The organism is Streptomyces sp. SA15 (genome assembly GCF_002291145.1).
Lineage (GTDB): Bacteria > Actinomycetota > Actinomycetes > Streptomycetales > Streptomycetaceae > Streptomyces.
The window spans coordinates 1-22,295 of record NZ_NTGE01000160.1; the positions used below are offsets into that span (position 1 = coordinate 1).

At 70.1% G+C, this 22,295-nt stretch carries 20 protein-coding genes and 1 pseudogene; 14 read left to right on the forward strand and 7 right to left on the reverse strand.

What is annotated here, in order from left to right; translation table 11 throughout:
* A partial coding sequence (locus CLM62_RS35250) for a tetratricopeptide repeat protein (RefSeq protein WP_095754012.1) occupies window positions 1–2,334 on the forward strand: 2,334 nt, incomplete at its 5' end.
* Here CLM62_RS35250 and CLM62_RS35255 read toward each other — a convergent pair.
* Window positions 2,315–3,106, reverse strand: a complete 792-nt coding sequence (locus CLM62_RS35255; protein ID WP_095753958.1) for an ABC transporter permease — start codon at window positions 3,104–3,106, stop codon at window positions 2,315–2,317. The genes CLM62_RS35250 and CLM62_RS35255 overlap by 20 nt on opposite strands.
* Complete coding sequence (locus tag CLM62_RS35260) at window positions 3,103–4,074, reverse strand: ATP-binding cassette domain-containing protein (protein WP_095753959.1); 972 nt, start codon at window positions 4,072–4,074, stop codon at window positions 3,103–3,105. The genes CLM62_RS35255 and CLM62_RS35260 overlap by 4 nt, the downstream gene beginning before the upstream one ends.
* A gap of 305 nt (window positions 4,075–4,379) precedes the next feature.
* On the opposite strand from CLM62_RS35260, the gene CLM62_RS35265 reads away from it, so the two are divergent.
* The 9 genes from CLM62_RS35265 (at window position 4,380) to CLM62_RS35305 (ending at window position 14,145) form a co-directional block, all read left to right on the forward strand.
* Entirely contained in the window at window positions 4,380–5,438 is a 1,059-nt protein-coding gene (locus tag CLM62_RS35265; protein WP_095753960.1) for a BMP family protein, read from the forward strand.
* A gap of 198 nt (window positions 5,439–5,636) precedes the next feature.
* The gene (locus CLM62_RS35270) at window positions 5,637–6,095 is read left to right on the forward strand and encodes a PPOX class F420-dependent oxidoreductase (RefSeq protein ID WP_095753961.1); all 459 of its coding nucleotides are present in this window, start codon (window positions 5,637–5,639) and stop codon (window positions 6,093–6,095) included.
* 363 nt (window positions 6,096–6,458) lie between these two features.
* Window positions 6,459–7,505, forward strand: coding sequence for a BMP family protein (locus tag CLM62_RS35275; protein WP_095753962.1), 1,047 nt, complete (start codon window positions 6,459–6,461; stop codon window positions 7,503–7,505).
* Window positions 7,506–7,715: 210 nt separating this feature from the next.
* Complete coding sequence (locus tag CLM62_RS35280) at window positions 7,716–9,281, forward strand: ABC transporter ATP-binding protein (RefSeq protein WP_095753963.1); 1,566 nt, start codon at window positions 7,716–7,718, stop codon at window positions 9,279–9,281.
* Window positions 9,281–10,420 (forward strand): ABC transporter permease, encoded by a 1,140-nt coding sequence (locus CLM62_RS35285; RefSeq protein WP_095753964.1) that lies wholly within the window; start codon window positions 9,281–9,283, stop codon window positions 10,418–10,420. Before CLM62_RS35280 ends, CLM62_RS35285 begins: the two co-directional genes overlap by 1 nt.
* Window positions 10,417–11,691: an ABC transporter permease gene (locus tag CLM62_RS35290; RefSeq protein WP_095753965.1), complete on the forward strand. Its 1,275-nt coding sequence runs from the start codon at window positions 10,417–10,419 to the stop codon at window positions 11,689–11,691. The genes CLM62_RS35285 and CLM62_RS35290 overlap by 4 nt, the downstream gene beginning before the upstream one ends.
* Window positions 11,688–12,080 (forward strand): cytidine deaminase, encoded by a 393-nt coding sequence (locus tag CLM62_RS35295; RefSeq protein ID WP_095753966.1) that lies wholly within the window; start codon window positions 11,688–11,690, stop codon window positions 12,078–12,080. The genes CLM62_RS35290 and CLM62_RS35295 overlap by 4 nt, the downstream gene beginning before the upstream one ends.
* A gap of 121 nt (window positions 12,081–12,201) precedes the next feature.
* On the forward strand, window positions 12,202–13,479 hold the full coding sequence (locus CLM62_RS35300) for a thymidine phosphorylase (RefSeq protein WP_179382373.1): 1,278 nt from the start codon (window positions 12,202–12,204) through the stop codon (window positions 13,477–13,479).
* A gap of 75 nt (window positions 13,480–13,554) precedes the next feature.
* Window positions 13,555–14,145 (forward strand): Uma2 family endonuclease, encoded by a 591-nt coding sequence (locus CLM62_RS35305; RefSeq protein WP_095753968.1) that lies wholly within the window; start codon window positions 13,555–13,557, stop codon window positions 14,143–14,145.
* 7 nt (window positions 14,146–14,152) lie between these two features.
* Here CLM62_RS35305 and CLM62_RS35310 read toward each other — a convergent pair whose 3' ends face one another.
* On the reverse strand, window positions 14,153–15,079 hold the full coding sequence (locus tag CLM62_RS35310) for an AEC family transporter (protein ID WP_095753969.1): 927 nt from the start codon (window positions 15,077–15,079) through the stop codon (window positions 14,153–14,155).
* 180 nt (window positions 15,080–15,259) lie between these two features.
* Between CLM62_RS35310 and CLM62_RS35315 the strand changes: the two genes are divergently transcribed.
* Window positions 15,260–15,613, forward strand: coding sequence for an STAS domain-containing protein (locus tag CLM62_RS35315; protein ID WP_257004269.1), 354 nt, complete (start codon window positions 15,260–15,262; stop codon window positions 15,611–15,613).
* On the opposite strand, the gene CLM62_RS35320 is transcribed toward CLM62_RS35315, so the two are convergent.
* Both CLM62_RS35320 and CLM62_RS35325 read right to left on the reverse strand, forming a co-directional pair.
* Window positions 15,497–16,513 (reverse strand): sigma-70 family RNA polymerase sigma factor, encoded by a 1,017-nt coding sequence (locus CLM62_RS35320; protein WP_095753970.1) that lies wholly within the window; start codon window positions 16,511–16,513, stop codon window positions 15,497–15,499. The genes CLM62_RS35315 and CLM62_RS35320 overlap by 117 nt on opposite strands.
* A gap of 366 nt (window positions 16,514–16,879) precedes the next feature.
* Complete coding sequence (locus CLM62_RS35325) at window positions 16,880–18,163, reverse strand: MFS transporter (protein ID WP_095753971.1); 1,284 nt, start codon at window positions 18,161–18,163, stop codon at window positions 16,880–16,882.
* A gap of 63 nt (window positions 18,164–18,226) precedes the next feature.
* Here CLM62_RS35325 and CLM62_RS35330 point away from each other — a divergent pair, with 63 nt between their 5' ends.
* Window positions 18,227–19,216: a LysR family transcriptional regulator gene (locus CLM62_RS35330; RefSeq protein WP_095753972.1), complete on the forward strand. Its 990-nt coding sequence runs from the start codon at window positions 18,227–18,229 to the stop codon at window positions 19,214–19,216.
* Between the two features lie 86 nt (window positions 19,217–19,302).
* On the opposite strand, the gene CLM62_RS35335 is transcribed toward CLM62_RS35330, so the two are convergent.
* A complete protein-coding gene (locus tag CLM62_RS35335; protein WP_095753973.1) occupies window positions 19,303–20,064 on the reverse strand; it encodes a prolyl oligopeptidase family serine peptidase in 762 nt (253 codons plus the stop codon).
* A gap of 113 nt (window positions 20,065–20,177) precedes the next feature.
* On the opposite strand from CLM62_RS35335, the gene CLM62_RS35340 reads away from it, so the two are divergent.
* A complete protein-coding gene (locus tag CLM62_RS35340) occupies window positions 20,178–21,341 on the forward strand; it encodes an adenosine deaminase (protein ID WP_095753974.1) in 1,164 nt (387 codons plus the stop codon).
* A 137-nt stretch (window positions 21,342–21,478) separates the two neighbouring features.
* Window positions 21,479–21,631 (forward strand): annotated as a pseudogene (locus CLM62_RS53280) (ATP-binding protein); the annotation flags it as partial.
* A 418-nt stretch (window positions 21,632–22,049) separates the two neighbouring features.
* On the opposite strand, the gene CLM62_RS35350 reads toward CLM62_RS53280, so the two are convergent.
* Window positions 22,050–22,253 carry a PspC domain-containing protein gene (locus tag CLM62_RS35350; protein ID WP_095753976.1) on the reverse strand — a complete coding sequence of 68 codons (204 nt, stop codon included), beginning with the start codon at window positions 22,251–22,253 and terminating at the stop codon, window positions 22,050–22,052.
* Between the last annotated feature and the right edge of the window lie 42 nt (window positions 22,254–22,295).

Sequence of the window (22,295 nt, forward strand, 5' to 3'; positions counted from 1 at the left end):
GTCTCCCGCGCCGTCACCGTGGCCGGCCCCGGTGGCCTCGGCAAGACCCGGCTCGCGCACGCCGTCAGCCGCCGGGCCGAGCAGCGCGTGGTGTATTGCGTGCCGCTCGCCGGCGTCACCGCGGACGAGGACGTGGCCGCGGAGGTGGCCTCCGCGCTCGGCGCGGGCGAGGGGCGGGCCGGCGCCATGACCGGCCACGCCTCGGCCGACCCGGTGTCCGGCATCCTCGGCGTGCTCGGCTCCGGGCCCGCACTGCTGGTCCTCGACAACTGCGAGCAGGTCATCCGGGGCGCCGCCGACCTCGTACGGGCCTTGGTCTCGTCCTCGAAGGACCTGCGGGTGCTCGCCACCAGCCGGGCCCCGCTCGGCCTCAGCTCGGAGGCGGTGTACGCGCTGCCGGAGCTCGGTCTCGACACCTCGGTCGAGCTGTTCACGCAGCGGGCCCGGGCCGCCCGGCCCGGCGTGGAGCTGCCACCGGAGCCGGTGGCCGGGCTGTGCCGCCACCTCGACGGGCTGCCGCTCGCCGTGGAGCTGGCCGCGGCGCGGGTTCGGGTCCTTTCGGTGCCGGAGATCGCCCGCCGCCTCGGCGACCGGTTCGCGCTGCTGCGCGGCGGGGCGCGGGACGTGCCGGAGCGCCACCGCACGCTGCACGCGGTCGTGGAGTGGAGCTGGAACCTGCTCGCGGAGGACGCCAGGGCGGCGCTGCGCATGCTGTCCGTCTTCCCGGGCGGCTTCTCGGGCGAGGCGGCTGAGCAGGTGCTGGGTGAGGACGCGCTGTCTCTGCTGGAGCAGTTGGCCGATCAGTCGCTGCTCACCGTCGCCGACACCCCGGCCGGCGTGCGGTTCCGGATGCTGGAGACCGTACGGGAGTTCTGCGCGGCCCGGTGCGCTCAGGCGGGCGAGGACGAGGAGGCCGTCGGCCGGTTCCTCGCCTGGGCGCGGGACTTCGGGGTCGCGTACCACGACTGGCTCTTCCGCTCGGAACCGCTGACCGACCTGGAGCGGATCAGGGCCGAGCAGGACAACCTCGTGCTGGCCCTGCGGCACGCCCTGGCCCGCACGGACGGCCCCACCACCGCCGCCCTCACCGCCGTCCTCGCCGCCCTGTGGTCCCTCGGCTCCAACTACCCCCGCCTCACCGCCCTCGCCGCGGACACCGGCCCGCCGCTGTCGCACTACCACCCCGAGCCCGAATACGTCGAAGTCGCCCGCTCCGCCGCGGTGTTGTGCACGACGAGCCTGTTCATGGGCTACGGCCCGGTCGCCATACGCCAGTTCGTCACCCTCCGGCGGCTGCCACCGGCCCCGCCGGACACGCTGCTGCGCGCCATCGCGGTGGTGCTGAGGGCGGTCCCCGAGATGCTGCCGCCCGACTACGAAATGCTGCAGAAGCTCTGCGACAGCGAGCAGCCGCTGCTCGCCGGCACCGCCGAGTGCGTCGCCACCTACGTCTGGGAGTCGGAGCACGACATCAACCGCGCGCTCGCCTCGGCTCGGCGGATCATCGCCGCGCTGGGGCCGGTCGACAGCCCGTTCCTGCAGGTCATGGGCCACTCCCGGCTGAGCGAGCTGTGCTTGCAGACGGAGCGGGGCGAGGAAGCGTATGAACACCTCAAGGCGGCGCTCCAAGCGGTGCTGCGGCTCCGCGACGAGCACGACCTCATCGGCATCCGCTGGGGCCTCGTCCTCGCCTGCCTCCAGCGCGGCGACCCCGACGAGGCCGAGTACTGGCTGCGGCAGGCGGAGGGCGCCAGCGCCACGCAGCAGGACGACTACAGCATGGACATCCTCGGGCGCGCCGAGATCGCACTCGCCCGCGGACTGACGGAGGTCGGGCTCGGCTTGTGGCGCAGCGCCGTGCAGCCGCTGCCCGCAGTCGGCTCGATACACGGCGGCGACCCCTTCTTCGACCGGTGGGTGCTGGAGATCCTGGCGGTGGCGGTGACGGCGCACGCGCACGCCGGCCGTCTCGAGCTCGTCACGGAGCCGGTCGACCGACTGCGGCAGGGGCTGCGGACCCTGCTCTCCGGTCCGTCCGGCTCGCCCATGGAGCTCCCGGTGTTCGGGACGGTGCTGCACGCGCTCGGCATGGCAGGCCTCGCGTCCGGCGACGCCTCCGCCGTACGGATGATCGCGCTGGCCGAACGGCTGCGGGTGCTCCGCTCGTTCCAGCCGACGATGTCGGCGGACCGCGCCCGGAAGGCGGTCGGGGCGGCCGGGAACGCTGCCAGGGCGGCGTACGCCGACGCGGTGTCGGAGTACGCCCCCCTGGGGCGGGACGAGCTGCGGGAGGCAGCCCGCGCTGTCATGGCGGTTACTTCGGGTCGCGGTTGAACAACGCCGTCGACCAGCGGTAGCCGAGCACGGTCAGGCCGACGCACCAGGCGAGCGCGATCCACCAGTTGTTGCCGATCTCGGTGCCGAGCAGCAGGCCGCGCAGGGTTTCGATGGCCGGTGTGAACGGCTGGTACTCGGCGATCGGCTGGAACCAGCCCGGGATCGCGTCGATGGGGACGAAGGCGCTCGAGATGAGCGGGAGGAGGATCAGCGGCGTTGCCATGTTGCTGGCCGCCTCGGGGTTCGGGCTGGCCATGCCCATGCCGACCGCGATCCAGGTGAGTGCCAGGGCGAACAGCGTGATCAGCCCGAACGCCGCCAACCACTCCAGGACTGTGGCGTCCGTGGACCGGAAGCCGATGGCCACGGCGACGGCGCCTACGAGGACCAGGCTGGCGAGTACCTGCAGCACGCTGCCGACGACGTGCCCGATGAGCAGAGAGCCTCGGTAGACCGCCATCGTGCGGAAGCGGGCGATGAGACCCTCGGTCATGTCCATGGAAACGGAGATCGCGGCCCCGATCACGGTGCTGCCGATGGTCATCAGCAGGAGGCCCGGGACCACGTAGGCGATGTAGTCGGAGCGGTCGGCGCCGTCGCCACCGATGCCCGCGCTCATCGCGCCTCCGAAGACGTAGACGAAGAGCAGCAGCAGCATGATCGGCGTGAGCAGCAGGTTCAGGGTCATGGACGGGTAGCGCCGCGCGTGCAGGAGGTTGCGGCGTAGCATCGTGTTCGAGTCGCGGACGGCGAGGGAGAGGGCGCTCATCGGACATTCTCCTTGGACTGGTTGGGGACCTTGTTGCCGCCGGTCAGGGCGAAGAACACGTCGTCGAGGTCGGGGGTGTGCACGGTCAGCTCGTCCGCCTCGATGCCGGCCGTGTCCAGCCAGTCGAGGATGGAGCGCAGCTCGCGCTGGCTGCCGCCGCTGGGGATCTGCAGCGACAGCGCCTCGTCGTCCCTGGTGGCTTCGCGCAGGGCGACGGCGGCGGACTGGTACGCGGACGGGTCGGTGAAGCGGAGCCGGACGTGTCCCCCCGGGATGAGCCGCTTCAGCTCCTCGGCGGTGCCCTGGGCGGCGATCTTGCCGTCGTTGAGCACGGCGATGCGGTCGGCGAGCTCGTCGGCCTCCTCCAGGTACTGGGTGGTGAGGAAGACGGTGACGCCGCCGGAGACCAGCTCGCGGATGATCCCCCACATGTTGTGGCGGCTGCGCGGGTCGAGGCCGGTGGTCGGCTCGTCGAGGAAGATGATCCGCGGATCGCCGACCAGGGTCATGGCGATGTCGAGGCGGCGCTTCATGCCGCCGGAGTAGGTGGAGACGGGCTTCTTGGCGGCCTCGGTGAGGTCGAAGCGCTCCAGCAGCTCGGCGGCGACCTGCCGTCCCTCGCGCTTGGACAGATGGTGGAGGTCCGCCATGAGGAGCATGTTCTCCTCGCCGGTGATCAGGCCGTCGACGGCGGAGAACTGCCCGGTGACGCCGATCGCGGCCCGCACGGCCTGCGGGTCGGTGGCCAGGTCGTGGCCGCCGACGTGCAGCTCGCCGGCGTCGGCGGTGATGAGGGTGGAGAGGATCTTGACGGCGGTGGTCTTGCCGGCGCCGTTCGGGCCGAGCAGGGAGAAGACCGTGCCGGCCGGCACCGCGAGGTCGATGCCGTCGAGGACCGTCTTGTCCCCGTAGGCCTTGCGCAGCCCCTCGGCCGCGATGGCGGGAGAGTGCGATGTCGTTGTCGTCATGCGGCAGAGGTTGCGGCAGGGCGCATTCAGCGCGGCTTCAGGAGGGTTTCAACGCGCTGGAGCCCGGGTTGCCCTAGGAGACGGACCCCCGACCGCCCGGTCGCAGAGCGCGGTCGGGGGCGCGACGAGGTGTGAACGGGGACCTGTGCAACTAGCCTGTTTCCGGCTGAGAAGGTGACAAGAACGTAACCGGCGCCACGAATGGATAACGTCCAGCCGCACCCCGTTTCCCAGGAGTGTCTACGCGCGTTACTCTGCGCCGAACTCAGCACCCACTGCGGGGCTTGGAGAATGGGGAACTTCTGATGCGTCGGATATCCAAACTGACCCGCGTCGCGGTGGGGGTCGCGTCGCTCGCACTCGCCGCGACGGCCTGTGGTGGCACCAGCAGCGAGAGTAGTGACAGTGGTGACAGCGGTGCCAAGGAGGACCTCGGACTCGCCATCGCCTACGACATCGGCGGCAAGGGCGACCAGTCCTTCAACGACGCCGCGTACTCCGGCCTGGAGAAGGCCCAGAAGGAGTTCGGCTACAAGACCGACGACGTCGAGCCCAACGAGGGCGAGACGGACGCCGACAAGGAGCAGCGCCTGGCCTCGCTGGCGCGGCAGGGCTACAACCCCGTCATCGGCATCGGCTTCGCCTACGGCCCGGCGATGAAGAACGTGGCCGCGAAGTACCCGAAGACCACCTTCGGCATCGTCGACTCCGTGGTCGAGGGCGACAACGTCGCGTCCCTCGTCTTCGCCGAGGAGCAGGCCTCCTACCTGGCCGGCGTCGCCGCCGCCAAGGCCACCAAGACGAACACCGTCGGCTTCGTGGGCGGTGTCGACATCCCGCTGATCCACAAGTTCGAGGCCGGCTACAAGCAGGGCGTCCAGGAGACCAGCGGCGGCAAGGTCAAGGTCATCTCGCAGTACCTGACGCAGACCGCCGAGGAGGGCGGCTTCTCCAGCCCGGACAAGGGCAAGGCCGCCGCCGAGGGCCAGATCGAGAAGAAGGCCGACGTCGTCTACCAGGCGGCCGGTCTGTCCGGTCAGGGAGTGATCGAGGCCGCCGCCAAGGCGAAGGTCTGGGCGATCGGCGTCGACTCCGACCAGTACGAGCAGGCGGCCCTGGCGTCGTACAAGAACTACATCCTGACCTCCGCCCTCAAGGACGTCGGCGGCGCGGTGTACGCCCTGGCCAAGTCCGTCGAGGACGACAAGCCGCTGACCGGCGTCCAGACCTTCGACCTGAAGGTGAACGGCGTCGGCCTGGCCGAGAGCAACCCCGAGATGGCGAAGATCGCGGGCCTCTCCGACGCCGTGGCCAAGGCCAAGGCGGGCATCATCGACGGCACGATCAAGGTCAAGACCGAGTAGAGGCGACCGACCTTCGTTCCGCCTGAACGGGCGAGCCGCCTGAACGGGCGAGAAACGATCGGACTCTCACGAAGCGGGGCGGGCGCCAGTAGGGCTCGCCCCGCTTGGCTGTCGCGTCTTGTTCTGTTGCACCTATCGGCAGACCTGATCCGGTTCGGCCATGAAATTTCGGGGGCGGCCACAAACGTTGATCTGATCATGACTCAAGGCCCGGCACCCCGCCCGTTATCCGACGAAGCCCTCTCCAACCTGCTCGGCAAGCAGCAGTTCGGCACTCTCGCCACCGTCAAGCGCAATGGCCGCCCCCACCTGACCACCATGCTCTACAGCTGGGACCCCGAGGCCCGCATCGTGCGGTTCTCGACGACGGCCGACCGCATCAAAGTCAAGCATCTGCGGCGCGACCCGCGTGCGGCGCTGCATGTGCAGGGTGGCGACGTGTGGTCGTTCGCCGTCGCCGAGGGTGAGACCGAGGTTTCCGAAGCCACGACAGTCCCTGGCGACGCGGTCGGGCGGGAACTGCTCGGGATGATCCCGGAGGCTGCGAAGCCGGAGGACGACGATGCGTTCCTGGAGCAGTTGGTCGCCGAACGCCGGGTTGTCATCCGGTTGAAGGTCGACCGGCTGTACGGGACGGCGCTCGACATCAACGGATAGACATACCGGGTCCGTGCTGGTCGTAGCCACTCGTCGAGGGCTGCGACCAGCACGGTGGCCTCGTTGGCGAACGGCGAGCTTGAAGAGCCGCTCGGCGGCGTCGCCGAGTCGCCTCGGCCACGGCCCGATAACAAGGTGGACAGAAGGGGTTTTCAGGCAGGTCTACGCGCGTTAATCTGCGGCGAAGCCAGTGCCGTAGCCGAACCGTCCGGCGCTGGGCGACCCCGGAGAAGTGCGAGTACGACCCCACGCCGCCCGGCACGCCGAGAACACGCACCGGCGGCGCCGCAAGCCGCTACCGCGGCGGGCGCAGGGACACACCCGCACCTCCCCGGACCCGCCAGTACGACAGGAGCACCACACATGCGCCGGATTTCCCGGATCACGGTCGCAGGCGCAGCGACCGCCTCTCTGGCCCTCGTCCTCGCCGCCTGCGGCTCCACCTCGACCTCCGGCTCGTCGGGCGAGAAGGGCAACATGGGTCTCGCCATCGCGTACGACGTCGGCGGCAAGGGCGACCAGTCCTTCAACGACGCGGCGTACGCGGGCCTGGAGCAGGCGAAGAAGGAGTTCGGCTACGACACGGCCGACATCGAGCCCAACGAGGGCGAGACGGACGCCGACAAGACCCAGCGCCTGGTCTCGCTGGCCAAGCAGGGCCACAACCCGGTGATCGGCGTCGGCTACGCGTACGCGCCGGCCGTCAAGGAGGCCGCCGAGAAGTACCCGGACACCACCTTCGGCATCGTCGACGACTCCACGATCAGCGCGAAGAACGTGGCCGACCTGGTCTTCTCCGAGGAGCAGGCCTCCTACCTCGCCGGTGTCGCCGCCGCCAAGAGCACCAAGAGCAACGTCGTCGGCTTCGTCGGCGGTGTGGACATCCCGCTGATCCACAAGTTCCAGGCGGGCTTCGCGCAGGGCGTCAAGGACACCGACCCCAAGGTCCAGGTCCTGTCCCAGTACCTGACCCAGACGGCCGAGGAGGGCGGCTTCTCCAGCCCCGACAAGGGCAAGACGGCCGCCGAGGGCCAGATCGAGAAGAAGGCCGACGTCGTCTACGCGGCCGCCGGTCTGTCCGGTCAGGGCGTGATCGAGGCCGCCGCCGCCAACAAGGTGTGGGCGATCGGCGTCGACTCCGACCAGTACCAGCAGGAAGCCCTCGCGAAGTACAAGGATTCCATCCTGACCTCGGCGATGAAGGACGTCGCCAAGGCGGTGTACAACCTGGCTAAGTCGGTCGAGGACGGCAAACCCGAGACCGGTATCGTCAGGGGCGATCTGAAGACCGGCGAGGTGGGCCTGTCGAACTCCAACCCGAAGTTCGCGGATGACGCCGAGGTCCAGGAAGCCATCAAGACGGCCAAGGAGAAGATCATCAGCGGCGAGATCAAGGTGAAGAGCAGCTGATCCAGCAACACCCTGAGCAGCGTGTAACCGCGGGGTTACGTCCGCTCAACGGGGTACGGGGAGGCTGTCTCCCCGTACCCCGTTGTCACGGGCGTCGGGCCCCTTTCGATGCCGTAGGGGCGCTACGCGCGTAGACGACCCCCGTCCCCAGGAGAGTGCGCCATCAACGCGTCCAGCAGCCCTCCGGCCGGAGCGGCGGTCAACGGTCAAGTGACCGCCGTCGAACTCGCCGGGATCACCAAGCGTTTCCCGGGCGTCGTGGCCAACCACGACATCCACCTCACCGTCCGCAAGGGCACCGTCCACGCCCTCGTCGGCGAGAACGGCGCCGGCAAGTCGACCCTGATGAAGATCCTCTACGGCATGCAGAAGCCGGACGAGGGCACCATCGCGATCGACGGCGAACAGGTCTCCTTCTCCTCGCCGGCCGACGCCATCGCCCGCGGCATCGGCATGGTGCACCAGCACTTCATGCTCGCCGACAACCTGACGGTGCTCGAGAACGTGGTCCTGGGCAGCGAGAAGCTGTACGGCATCGGCGCCCGCGCCCGCCGCAAGATCAAGGAGATCTCCGAGCGCTACGGCCTCGAGGTCCGCCCCGACGTCCTGGTCGAGGAGCTCGGCGTCGCCGCCCGCCAGCGCGTGGAGATCCTCAAGGTCCTCTACCGCGGCGCCCGCACGCTGATCCTGGACGAGCCGACGGCCGTCCTGGTGCCGCAGGAGGTGGACGCGCTCTTCGACAACCTCCGCGAGCTCCGCTCCGAGGGCCTGTCGGTCATCTTCATCTCCCACAAGCTGGGCGAGGTCCTCTCCGTCGCCGACGAGATCACCGTCATCCGCCGCGGTACGACCGTCGGCACGGCCGTGCCCGCCGAGACCACCTCCCGCCAGCTCGCCGAGATGATGGTCGGCAGCGAACTGCCCACCCCCGAGACCGCCGAGTCCACGGTCACCGACCGCCCCGTCATCACCGTCGACAAGCTGCGCCTGGAGGCGGTGGGCGGCAAGGCCCTCCTCGACGACATCAGCTTCACCATCCACGCGGGCGAGGTCCTCGGCATCGCCGGCGTCGAGGGCAACGGCCAGACCGAGCTGGTCGACGCGCTCATCGGCCTCAAGCACGCCGACTCCGGAACGATCACGCTGATCGACGAGGAGATCACCGCCTGGCCCACCCGCAGGCGCCGCGAGCAGGGCATCGGCTACATCCCCGAGGACCGCCACCGCCACGGCCTGCTCCTGGAGGCCCCCCTCTGGGAGAACCGTATCCTCGGCCACGTCACCGAGAAGCCCAACGCCAAGGGCGTCTGGCTCGACCCGAAGGCCGCCCAGGACGACACCCGCCGGATCGTCGAGGCCTACGACGTCCGCACCCCCGGCATCGACGTCACCGCCGCCTCCCTCTCCGGCGGCAACCAGCAGAAGCTGATCGTCGGCCGCGAGATGAGCCACAAGCCGCGCTTCCTCATCGCCGCCCACCCCACCCGCGGTGTGGACGTCGGCGCGCAGGCCGCGATCTGGGACCACATCCGCGAGGCCCGCCGCGAGGGCCTGGCCGTGCTGCTGATCTCCGCCGACCTCGACGAGCTGATCGGCCTGTCCGACACCCTCCGCGTGATCTACAACGGCAGGCTGGTCGCCGACGCCGACCCGGCCACCATCACCCCGGAGGAGCTCGGCTCGGCCATGACCGGCGCCGCCACCGGCCACCTGGAACACGAAGAGACCCCCGAGATCCGTAAGTCTCCCGAGGCTCCGGAAGACGAGGCCCGCTGATGAAGAAGTTCGACAGGGAGCGCGTGCTCCTCGCGGTGGCCGGCCCGGTCATCGCGCTCGCCGTGGCCTTCGCCCTGAGCTCGGTCGTGCTGATCGCCTCGGGCAAGAACCCCGTCGAGCCGTACACGCTGATGTTCGAGCAGGCCTCCTTCTCCGACATCCAGGTCCTGATCATCAACCAGGCCTCGATGTACTACATCGCCGCCCTAGCGGTGGCCATCGGCTTCCGGATGAACCTGTTCAACATCGGCGTCGACGGCCAGTACCAACTCGCCGCCATGATGGCCGCGATCGTCGGCGCCCACGCCAACCTGCCGGCCGCCCTCCAGGTCCCGCTGCTGCTCCTGACCGCCGTCTGCACCGGCGCCTTCTGGTCCGGCATCGCCGGTGTCCTCAAGGTCACCCGCGGCGTCAGCGAGGTGGTCGCGACGATCATGCTCAACGCGATCGCCACCTCCGTCATCGCCTACCTGTGGCTGCCGAACGTCTTCGGCGTCAAGGTCGGCAACAACAACACCACCGGCGAGATGCACTCCTCGGGCTGGATCCCCGGCATCGACATGGGCGCGGCCGGCGAGATCTACGGCCTGGTCATCCTCGCCGTGCTGCTCGGCATCGGCTACTGGGTCGTCCTCAACCGCACCCGCTTCGGCTTCGACCTGCGCGCCTCCGGCGCCTCGGAGTCCGCCGCCGCGGCCAGCGGTGTCGATCCCAAGCGCATGGTGCTCACCGCCATGCTGCTCTCCGGCGCCATCGCCGGTCTCGCGGGCCTGCCGATCCTGCTCGGCGACGCGCACACCTACAACCTCAACTTCCCCACCGGCATCGGCTTCCTCGGCATCGGCATCGCCCTGCTCGGCCGTAACAGCCCGGTCGGCATCGCCTTCGCCGCCCTGCTGTGGGCCTGGCTCGACAAGGCCTCGCCCGAGCTGGACTTCCACGGCTACGACAAGGAGATCGCGGTCATCATGCAGGGCCTGATCGTCCTCTCGGTCGTCGTCTCCTACGAGGCCGTCCGCGAGTGGGGCCTGCGCCGCCAGCAGCGCCGGGTCGGCGCGGAGCTCGCCGCCGGTCACGTCCTCGGCTCCTCCGACTCCACCGACGGCAACAACTCCCAGAAGGAGGTGGCTGGCCGATGACCGCCCCCCTTTCGGCGACTGACGTCAACCAGCCCACGCTGCAGCCCGCGGCGCCGACCGGCCGCCGCCTGTCGCTGCCCGTCCTGCTGCTGGTCATCGCCGGAGCCCTGGCGCTGACCTCGATCGTGCGCATCATCACCGGCGCCGACGGCATCACCAACGTCAGCCAGATGTCCACCGCCCTCCAGCTCGCCGTCCCGATCGGCCTCGCCGGTCTCGGCGGCCTGTGGGCCGAGCGCGCGGGCGTCGTCAACATCGGCCTCGAGGGCATGATGATCCTCGGCACCTGGTTCGGCGCCTGGGCCGGATTCCAGTGGGGCCCGTGGACCGGCGTCCTGGTCGGCATCCTCGGCGGCGCGATCGGCGGCCTGGTGCACGCCGTCGTCACCATCACCTTCAACGTCAACCACATCGTCTCCGGTGTGGCCATCAACATCCTCGCCCTCGGCGCCACCCGCTACCTCGCCCCCCTCGCCTTCGAGGGCCATCAGGGCGGCTCCGCCAAGCAGTCCCCGCCGGTGGAATCGCTCGGCGACTTCACGGTGCCGGGCCTGTCCGACGGGCTGAGGGATCTCAACGCGCACGGCTGGTTCTTCATCTCGGACATCGCGGGCCTGCTCGGCGGCCTGGTCACCAACGTCTCCTGGCTGACCCTCATCGCCGTCGCCCTGATCCCCGCGACCTGGTGGATCCTGTGGCGCACCGCCTTCGGCCTGCGCCTGCGCTCCTGCGGTGAGAACCCCGTCGCCGCCGAGTCCCTCGGCGTCAACGTCTACAAGTACAAGTACCTGGCCGTGATCATCTCCGGCGGACTGGCCGGCCTCGGCGGCGTCTTCCTGTCCATCGTGGCCAACCCGTTCTACCTGGAGGGCCAGGTCAGCGGCCGCGGCTACATCGGCCTCGCCGCGATGATCTTCGGCAACTGGATGCCGGGCGGACTCGCCATCGGCGCCGGCCTGTTCGGCTACACCGACAGCCTCAACCTGCGCGGCGGCTCCACGAACGTCCACGCGCTGCTGCTGCTCGCCGCGCTGCTGCTGATCATCGGCGCGATCTGGCTGGCCATCCGGAAGAAGTACGTCCAGGCCGCGATCACCGTGGCCGTCGGCGCCCTGGTCTTCGCCTGGTACGCGGGCACCAACGAGGTCCCGAACCAGGTCGTCTCCGCCACGCCGTACGTCATCACGCTCGTCGTTCTCGCCCTGTCGGCCCAGCGCCTGCGGATGCCGAGGGCGAACGGCATGCCGTACCGGAAGGGACAGGGCAAGTGACCGACGTCGACTGGGAGGCGCTGCGTACGGCGGCCCGGGACGCCATGTCCCGGGCGTACGCCCCGTACTCGGGCTACCCGGTCGGCGCCGCCGCGCTGGTCGACGACGGTCGCACGGTGACGGGCTGCAATGTGGAGAACGCCTCCTACGGCATCGGCCTGTGCGCCGAATGCGGACTCGTCTCGCAGCTGCAGCTCACCGGCGGCGGCCGGCTGACGCACTTCGTCTGCGTGGAGGGCCAGGGCGAGGTCCTCGTCCCGTGCGGCCGCTGCCGGCAGCTGCTGTACGAGTTCGGCGGGCCGGGCATGCTCCTGGACACCCCGGCGGGCATCCTGCCGCTGTCCCAGATGCTCCCGCAGGCCTTCGGGCCGGAGCATCTCACCAAGTAACTCCCGTGCGGCCCTTCTGAGTTGCTCGCGCCAGATACTCACTCGCGTCGGACACTCAGAGGGGCCGCGCAGTTTCTCAATGCTTTTCGGAGCTTTTCGGAAGGAAGGCCAAGCCATGGCCATGGACGCCATCTCCGTCATCCGCACCAAGAGGGACCGCGGCGAGCTCAGCGACGAGCAGATCGACTGGGTCATCGACGCGTACACCCGCGGGGAGGTCGCCGACGAGCAGATGTCCGCGCTCGCCATGGCGATCCTGCTCAACGGCATGAACCGCCGGGAGATCGCCCGCTGGACGGCCGCGATGATCGCCTCCGGCGAGCGCATGGACTTCTCGGCGCTGTCCCGCCCGACCGCGGACAAGCACTCGACGGGCGGCGTCGGCGACAAGATCACCCTCCCGCTGGCCCCCCTGGTGGCGGCCTGCGGCGCGGCGGTCCCGCAGCTGTCGGGCCGGGGCCTGGGCCACACCGGCGGCACGCTGGACAAGCTGGAGTCGATCCCCGGCTGGCGCGCGCTGCTCTCGAACGAGGAGATGCTGTCGGTCCTGGACGGCACCGGCGCGGTGATCTGCGCGGCGGGCGACGGCCTGGCCCCGGCGGACAAGAAGCTCTACGCACTCCGCGACGTGACCGGCACGGTCGAGGCGATCCCCCTGATCGCTTCCTCGATCATGTCGAAGAAGATCGCGGAGGGCACCGGCTCGCTGGTCCTGGACGTGAAGGTGGGCACGGGCGCCTTCATGAAGACGCTTCAGGACGCCCGCGAACTGGCGTCGACGATGGTCGGCCTGGGCACGGACCACGGAGTGAAGACGGTGGCGCTCCTCACGGACATGTCGACGCCGCTGGGCCTGACGGCGGGAAACGCGCTGGAGGTCAGGGAATCGGTCGAGGTCCTGGCCGGCGGCGGCCCTTCCGATGTGGTGGAGCTGACCCTGGCCCTGGCGCGCGAGATGCTCGACGCGGCCGGCGTGAAGGACGCCGACCCGGCGAAGGCCCTGGCCGACGGCTCGGCGATGGACGTCTGGCGCCGCATGATCGCAGCCCAGGGCGGCGACCCGGACGCGGAGCTGCCGGTGGCGCGTGAGCAGCACATGATCAAGGCACCGTCGTCCGGTGTCCTGACCCGCCTCGACGCCTACGACATCGGCGTCGCCGCCTGGCGCCTGGGCGCCGGACGCGCCCGCAAGGAGGACCCGGTGCAGGCGGGCGCGGGCGTGGAGATGCACGCCAAGCCCGGCGACACGGTGACGGAGGGCCAGCCCCTGCTGACGCTCCACACGGACACGCCGGAGCGCTTCGCGTACGCGTTGGAGGCGGTGGAGGGCTCCTACGACATCGCGGCGGCGGGGACGGACTTCACGGCGTCGCCGGTGGTGTTGGAGCGTATCGCCTGACCTGGAGTTTTCTCCTTCGGGTGAACGGGATCGGTGGACCGGCGCCGGTCCCGTTCGGCGTGTTTGGCTGGCCATATGGGTGTGCCTGACGGCGACTACATCATGGCCGACAACGAGTGGGACGAACTCGTCTGGATCTGGGAGCAGACGGACGCACCCAAGGGCTGCAAGGTGGAGATCATCGAGGGACTCGTCACGGTGACGCCCTTGTCCGCCGGCGCACACCACGCCATTGCCGAGCGCGTGCAGCGGCCCCTCTATGAGGTGATCCCGGAGGAATGGGACGTCTACCAGCGGTTGGGCATGGCTGTGCCATCCCGACTCGGGCTCTACGTGCCGGACCTCGCTGTGATGCCGATGCAGACGCTCCGTGCAGGGAACGGCAATTTCGTCCCCGCAGGTGACGCAGAACTCGTCGTGGAGGTCACGTCCCGGGCCACCGCGAGGAACGACCGTATCCACAAGAGCGCCGGCTACGCCGAGGCCGGTATCTCGCTCTACCTCCTCATCGACAGCCTGGCCCCGGGCGGCCCGACGATCACGCTGTACGGCGAACCGAAGGGCGACGTGTACCGCCTCTTGCACGCGTGCAAGTTCGGAGACCAGATCACCCTGCCGCTGCCCTTCGATCTCGCCCTCGACACCGGCGAGTTCCTCATGGGCTGACGCCCCGTCATCCCAACAACGCCGCCACCCCCACCAACACCGGCACGGACAGCAACGTCGACAGCAGTATGGAGTCCCGCGCCAACCCCTCGCCCACGCGATACCGGCTCGCGTACGTGAACAGGTTCTGTGCGGCCGGCAGCGCCGACGTCACCACCACGTCGAGCAGGGGTGCGCCGTGCAGCCCGAACACTCCCGCCGCCAGTGCCCAGGCCACCGCCGGCTGGCCCACCGTCTTCAACGCGACCGAGAGCAGCACGAGTTGTCTGTCCGGGCCCCGGCCCGGCATCGTGCTGCCGCACAGGGAGATGCCGAAGGCGAGCAGGACCGCCGGGACGGACATGTTGCCGATCAGGGTCAGCGGGTCCATGACGGCGGACGGGACGTGGATGCCTGCTGCCGACACCGCGACCCCGGCCAGTGAGCCCACCGCTATCGGGTTGCGCAGGGGCGTGAGCAGGCGTTGCCACAGGGGCCCCTTCTCGCCCTCGTCCTTGCCCGCCAGGTCCAGGATCGTCAGGGCGACGGGCGTGAGCACGAGGAGCTGGAAGAGCAGCACCGGCGCCACCAGCGAGGCGTCGCCCAGGACGTACACGGCGATCGGGATGCCGAGGTTGCCGGAGTTGACGTAGCTGGAGCAGAGCGCGCCGATGGTCGTCCGGCCCAGGCCCCAGCCTCGTACGGCGCCCACCGCGACGAAGACCCCCGCCGCCGCTGCCGTACTCAGCGCGGTCACCAGCAGGCGGCTGGAGAAGATCAGCGACAGGTCGGTCCCCGCCAGCGTCGTGAACAGCAGGGCCGGTGAGGCGACGTGGAAGGCGAGCCGGGTCAGCACCTCGCGGCCGTGGTCGCCGAGGTGGCCGCGTCGGCCGATCACATAGCCGACGCCGATGACGACGGCGATCACCGCGAAGCCCGTCAGCACCCCCCGCACGGAATCTCCCCCGAGGTGAGGAGTCCGTCGACCGGGCAGGGAGACGCTGATCTGTGGCGCATACACCCAACCCTCCGGGGAAGGTGGGCCGCAGGTCAATGTGATCCCGGTCGGCTCTGCGGGTTCCGAGGAGTTCCGATGAGTTACGCCCGCCCGCGAGGTCTACAGATCGTGGACGCCATGACACCCGCTGTACTCGTGCTGACCGGCCCCGTCCCCAGGGACGAGGTGACCGGGCTGTGCGACGACGTACGGGCGCTGCTGGAAGCCACGGGGGCACGTGGGCCGAGCGTCGTGGTGTGCGATGTCGGAGGGCTCGGGCCGCCGGGGCTCGGTGCCGTCGACCTGCTGGCACGGCTGGAGCTCACGGCCCGGCGGGCCGGGGGCAGGATCCGGCTGCGGGACCCCGACCCCGCCCTACGCGCCCTCCTCGACCTGGTCGGCCTCCCCTTCGAGGTGGAGGGGCAGCCCGAACAGCGGGAACCAGCGCTGGGTGTCGAGGAAGCAGTGGAACCCGGTGATCCGGCCCTCTGAAATCTCCAGCACCTGCACCGCCCACGGGGTGAAGCCGCCCTTCTCCGGGTCCGGCTTGTACTGGGCGAACCCGGGAAGACCATTGACCTGGACGGGCACGAGACGCGAGCCCGCGCACGGGGCGCCGAGCGTCGTCATGAAGCCGGTGATGTCCTGCTGCCCCGTCAGCCACAGGTCGAACGGCGGCATCGTCATGACGGCGTCCTCGTGCAGCAGCGCCGTCAGAGCCGTCATGTCGTAGCCCTCGAACGCCGCCACATAGCGCTCCAGGAGCTTCTGCTGCTCCTCGTCCAGCGGGTCGGAGACGGCCGCGTCGGTGCCGTGCGCGTCCCGCTCGGCGAGCGTCGCCCGGGCCCGCTGCAACGCGCTGTTGACCGAGGCGACCGAGGTGCCGAGCAACTCGGCGACCTCGCTCGCCTTCCAGGCCAGCACCTCACGCAGGATCAGCACGGCACGCTGCTTGGGCGGGAGCTGCTGCAGGGCGGCCATGAAGGCGAGCCGTACGGACTCCTTGGCGACGGCCGCCTCTGCCGGGTCGTCTGTCGTGGGGAGGACTCGTGCGTCGGGCATGGGTTCCAGCCAGGTGTTGTCCGGGCGGGGGGAGAGGGCGGCCTGGGCGAGGGGGGTGGACTCGGTGAGGTCCATGGGCCGGGCGCGTTTGTTGCCGGCCGTCAGCATGTCCAGGCAGACGTTCGTCGCGATGCGGTAGAGCCACGAGCGGAGGCTGGAGCGGCCCTCGAACTTGTCGTAGCTGCGCCAGGCTCGGACCATGGTGTCCTGGACCGCGTCCTCGGCCTCGAAGGAGGAGCCGAGCATGCGGTAGCAGTAGCCGGTCAGTTCTGTTCGGTGTTTCTCGAGCCTGACGTCGAGGTCTGACGTCGTCGCCGTGCCGTTCGTCATCGTCCACCCACCCCTGTGGCCGTTCCCATCCGCGCGCCTCTTTGCGCCCAGCACTTCGGAAGCTACCGCAGCACACTGACAATGGCGCCCGGAGCTGGGAAAGGGGCAGGTGAAAGAGGGGACCCCGATCCCGGCTCGGTGGTCGAGAGGTGCACCACATCCAGCCCGTCCGGCGCTTGAGGACGAGGCCGTCGAGGCCGAAGGGGGTCTGGGGCACAGCCCCAGCGGGGTGCAGAGGCGGAGCCCCGCGAGGGGTGCAGGGGACGCAGTCCCCGCCGGGTTCCAGGGGCGGAGCCCCTGGCGGGGTCGAAGGGGCAGCGCCCCTGGGGACGGGACGGGTAGGGGCGGCGGGGGCGAACCCCTCCCTCAGCGCACCGCCACCGGCACCCGCCCCCGCCGCGCAGCGACCCGCGCCGCCCGCGTCCCGAACACCGTGATCGTCACCACGCCCACAACCGCCAGCAGACCGACCCCCACCGTCCCGGCCCAACCGCCCGCATGAAACGCCACCGCCCCCACCATGCTCCCCGCACTGGAGCCGACGTAGTACGCCGACTGATACAGCGCCGACGCCTGCGCCCGCCCCCGCGTCGCCGTCTTGCTCACCGCCGACGACGCGACAGCGTGCCCCGCGAAGAAGCCCCCGGTGATCAGCACCAGCCCCAGCAGCACCAGCGGCAGCGACCCGGCCAGCGACAGCACCAGCCCCGCAGCCGTCGTACCACCCGCCGCGTACAGCGCACCCCGCCGCCCCAGCCGGCCCACCAGCCGCCCCGCCGTCGACGCCGACACCGTACCGACCAGGTAGACCAGGAAGATCGAGCCGACGACGCCCTGCGGCAGCCCGAAGGGAGCCTCCGACAGCCGGTACCCGATGACCGTGTACACGCCGCCGAACACCGTCATGAACAGCGCCCCGATCGCATACAACCGGCACAGCAGCGGGTCGGACAGATGGTCACGGACCGTACGGGCCAGCACCCGCGGCCGCAGCGACCCCGCCACGAAGTGCTTCGGCGCCGGCAACAACGCCCGGAACGCCACCGCACACGCCACCGCGATCGCGCCGATCACACCGACGGCGACCCGCCAGCCCCACTCCTGCGCGACCCACCCGGTGATGACCCGGCCACTCATCCCGCCGACGCTGTTGCCCGCGACGAACAGCCCGATCGCCGTCACCAGCGCCTTCGGCCGGACCTCCTCCGCGAGATACGCCGTCGCCGAGGCCGGCAGACCGGCCAGCGCCGCCCCCTGAACGGCCCGCAGCACGACCAGCGCGGTCAGCGAGGGAGCGAAGGGGACCAGCAGACCCACGGTCACCGCGACCGCCAGCGAGGCCGTCATCACCGTACGACGGCCGAAGCGTTCCGACAGGGCGCTCATCGGCAGCACGAACAGCGCCAGAGCCCCCGTCGCAGCCGCCACCGTCCAGCTCGCCTCGCTCGCCGCCACCCCGAACTCGCCCGAGATCAACGGCAGGAGCGCCTGCGTGGAGTACAGGAGGGCGAAGGTCGCGACACCGGCGAGGAAGAGGGCGAAGCTCATCCGGCGATAGCCGGGGCCGCCCGGGGCCATACGGGAGTCGACGACAGGGGCAGAGGACGCGGCGCCCACGATGGTGGACGCCTCGGTACTGGCGGGAGACATGCTTCGAAGCTACGTACGCCCCCACTGATCCGTCCAATGCATGGAAACGCCATAATCGTTCCCATGGCGCATCAACACAGGTCACAGGCTCACCTGTCACCGTCCAGTGACACACGAGACATGGCAGAGACGGCGGACACGGCGGACACGGCGGACATGGCGAGGCTGCTCGCCCCCCGCCTCGCCTACTTCGCCGGCGTGGCCCGCACCGAGCACGTCACCCGCGCCGCCCAGGAGATGCAGGTCCCGCAGTCCACCCTCTCCCGCGCCATGGTCCGCCTCGAACAGGACCTGGGCGTCGACCTGTTCGCCCGCCGCGGCCGTACGGTCTCTCTCACCCCCGCGGGCCGCACCTTTCTCGGCTCCGTCGAACGCGCCCTCGCCGAGATCGAGCGTGCCGCCGAAGAGGTCCGCGCCGACGCCGACCCCACCGCCGGCAAGGTCGCCTTCGGTTTCCTGCACACCATGGGCGCCGAAACCGTGCCGGGCCTCATCCAGGCCTTCCGCGCCGACCACCCGCGCGTCCGCTTCAGCCTCGTCCAGAACTACGGCGAGGCGATGATCGAACGCCTGCGAGCGGGCGAACTGGACCTCTGCCTGACCTCCCCGGTCCCCGACGCCCCCGATCTCGTGGCCCTCCGCCTCGACGAACAGAAGCTCCGCCTCGTCGTCCCGGCCGACCACCGCCTCGCGGCCCGCAGACGCATCCGCCTCGCCGAGGCCGCCGACGAAACCTTCGTCACCCTGGAACCCGGCTACGGCCTCCGCCGCATCACGGACGACCTCTGCCAGGAGGCGGGCTTCCGCCCCCGGGTGGCCTTCGAGGGAGAGGAGGCGGAAACCCTGAGGGGCTTGGTGGCAGCGGGCCTCGGGGTGGCGCTTCTACCTCCACCGGCAGTCCCACGCCCGGGAGTAGTGGAACTGACGGTCACGGCGCCGCGAGCGGCACGCGAAATCGGCGTCGCCTGGCTCGACGGCCACCCGGACACACCCCCGGTGGCAGCCTTCAAGAAGTTCCTCCTGTCAAGACGGGGCAACTTGCTGCCGGGTTAGGGGCGCGGGGCTGTGTTGAACATGCGGCTCCGCCGCGTGGGCGCGACGAGCCCCCACAAACCCGCACACCACACCGAACCCAAGGATCAACGGCGAAGGGACCGCCCGAAGCCGGAGGCAAGCGGCATCCGCAACCCCAAAGGAGGCGGAGCCGCAAGCGCATCCCGAACCGGCCGGGCAAACGCCCGCCCGAACAACGCCCCCATCACAAAGTCCTCAGCCAACGCATGCACTTCATCCCGATGCTGATGCAACCCGTGCCCATCGGAGTGCACCTCGAACCGACACACCTCCCGGTTCACCTTCTTCACCCGAGCCGCCAGCCGAAACGACAACTCAGGATCCGTACGCTCGTCATTCGTGCCGTGCACGATCAGCACCCGCCGCCCCACCAACTGCTTCACCGGTTCGGGCGGTGCGGCCACGTCCTCCTCGGGCAGCCAAGGGGCCATCGCGACCACGGAGTTGACGGCCTCGTGCCCGCCCGCGTGCAGCGCCGCGCGGCCGCCCATGTCGACGCCGGCGAGGCAGACGGGGACGTCGCCGTAGCGTCGTACGACCTCCTCCACGGCCCAGGACGCGTCCTGGGCCAGATGGGCCTCGCTGCCGTTCCAGCCGCGATAGCGGTAGTGGACGACATGCGCGGCGAGCCCCTCCTCGCGGCCCGCGCGGGCGAGTCGGCGGCCCAGCGCCCGAACGGACGCCGTCGCCAGCATGGGGGACGGTCTGCGGTGGGAGACCTCGTCGCCGCCGGGGAGCAGCAGAACCACCCCGCTCACCGCCGTCGGCTCCGGGCCGAGCGCCCGCCCCAGCCGGGCCGTGCGAACCGGCGTCGCTTGCTGTGCCATGACAGAACAGTGTCAGAAGAGACGGTGTACGCCACTAGTCGGTGCGGTCACCGTTACGTATCGACGGATTCGTACAGCGCGCGATCTACGCGCGTAGGAGTTAGAGTGCGGAAATGACGAGCCAGACTGCCCCGATGGGAAACGCCCCGAGCTCGGATCAGATCCGCCGGGCGCCCAAGGTTCTGCTGCACGACCACCTCGACGGCGGGTTGCGCCCCGGCACGATCGTCGACCTCGCCCGGGAGACCGGGTACTCCCACCTGCCCGAGACCGACCCCGACAAGTTGGGCGTCTGGTTCCGCGAAGCCGCCGACTCCGGTTCGCTGGAGCGGTACTTGGAGACCTTCTCGCACACCGTCGGCGTCATGCAGACCCGTGACGCCCTCGTCCGGGTCGCCGCCGAGTGCGCCGAGGACCTCGCCGAGGACGGGGTCGTATACGCCGAGGTGCGGTACGCCCCCGAGCAGCACCTCGAAAAGGGCCTGAGCCTGGAAGAGGTCGTCGAGGCCGTCAACGAGGGGTTCCGGGAAGGGGAGCGGCGGGCCAAGGAGAACGGCCACCGCATCCGTGTCGGCGCCCTGCTCACCGCCATGCGGCACGCGGCCCGCGCCCTGGAGATCGCCGAACTCGCCAACCGCTACCGGGATCTAGGGGTGGTCGGCTTCGACATCGCGGGCGCGGAGGCGGGCTACCCGCCCACCCGGCACCTCGACGCCTTCGAGTACCTCAAGCGCGAGAACAACCACTTCACCATCCACGCCGGTGAGGCCTTCGGGCTGCCGTCCATCTGGCAGGCCCTGCAGTGGTGCGGCGCCGACCGGCTCGGCCACGGCGTGCGCATCATCGACGACATCCAGGTCCACGAGGACGGCTCGGTGAAGCTGGGACGACTCGCCTCGTACGTACGGGACAAGCGGATCCCGCTGGAGATGTGCCCCAGCTCCAACCTCCAGACGGGAGCCGCCGACTCGTACGCCGAGCACCCGATCGGCCTCCTGCGCCGACTGCATTTCCGTGCGACCGTGAACACGGACAACAGGCTCATGTCGGGCACCAGTATGAGCCGGGAATTCGAGCACCTTGTCGAGGCATTCGGTTATACGCTCGACGACATGCAATGGTTCTCCGTCAATGCGATGAAATCCGCATTCATTCCTTTCGATGAACGGCTCGCCATGATCAATGACGTCATCAAGCCCGGATATGCCGAGCTGAAGTCCGCGTGGCTGTTCCAGCAGACCGCTTCCACCAGCGGGTCTGTGCGCGTGGAGGGCTGATCGAGGGAAGGCGGGGGCGCGGAATGCGGGCGGGCGTTCACCATCCGTCCGCATTTCGATGTTTGCGGCGGGTGGCTGGGCATGTTTACGGTCGTGGACCGCTCATATCCCCGTAACTCATTTCGAGGACGCATTTCATGAAGCAGTCTGCTGCCAAGACCCTCGGTGTCGCCGCCCTCGGTGCCGCCTTCGCCGCCGCCGGTGCGGGCGCCGCGAACGCCGCGCCGGCCGTGCCGGACGCCACCCAGGCGCTGGACGGCATCACCAAGACGCTCCCGACGGAGAACGTCGGTAAGACGCTGCCCGCGGGGAACCTCGGCAAGGCGCTGCCGACGAAGAACGTCGGTAAGACGCTGCCCGCGGGGAACCTCGGCAAGGCGCTGCCGACGAAGAACGTCGGTAAGACGCTGCCTGCGGGGAACCTCGGCAAGGCGCTGCCGGGTGCCGGTCAGGCGCTGTCCCAGGCGCAGCCGGCGCTCGCCGCGGGCCAGGCCGCCGCGCAGCCGGCCGTCGAGAAGGCGATGGCCGGCGGTCCCACCGCGCCGGTGGCCGGCCTCCTCGGCGGTCTGCCGGTGAAGGGTCTGCCCACGCAGGCCCTGCCGGTGAACGGTGTTCCGCTCGTCTGATCCGCGCCGCCTGAAGTACGCGCCGGTGGGGCGCACCCTCGGACACGGGGTGCGCCCCACCGGCGTACGGCTGTACGGGCGGTCACCAGGCCGTGCGGGCCGCCTTCCCCTCCGAGGGGAACAGGATCCACAGCGCGATGTACAGCAGGAACTGCGGGCCCGGCAGCAGGCAGGAGACCAGGAAGATCACGCGCATGGTCGTCGCGGAAGTGCCGAAGCGCTGCGCCAGCGCGGCACACACTCCGCTGATCATGCGGCCGTTGGTGGGGCGGGCGAGGCGGGACATATTCGGCTCCTTCGATTCGTGTCCTTGTGGGCCGGTTGGCTG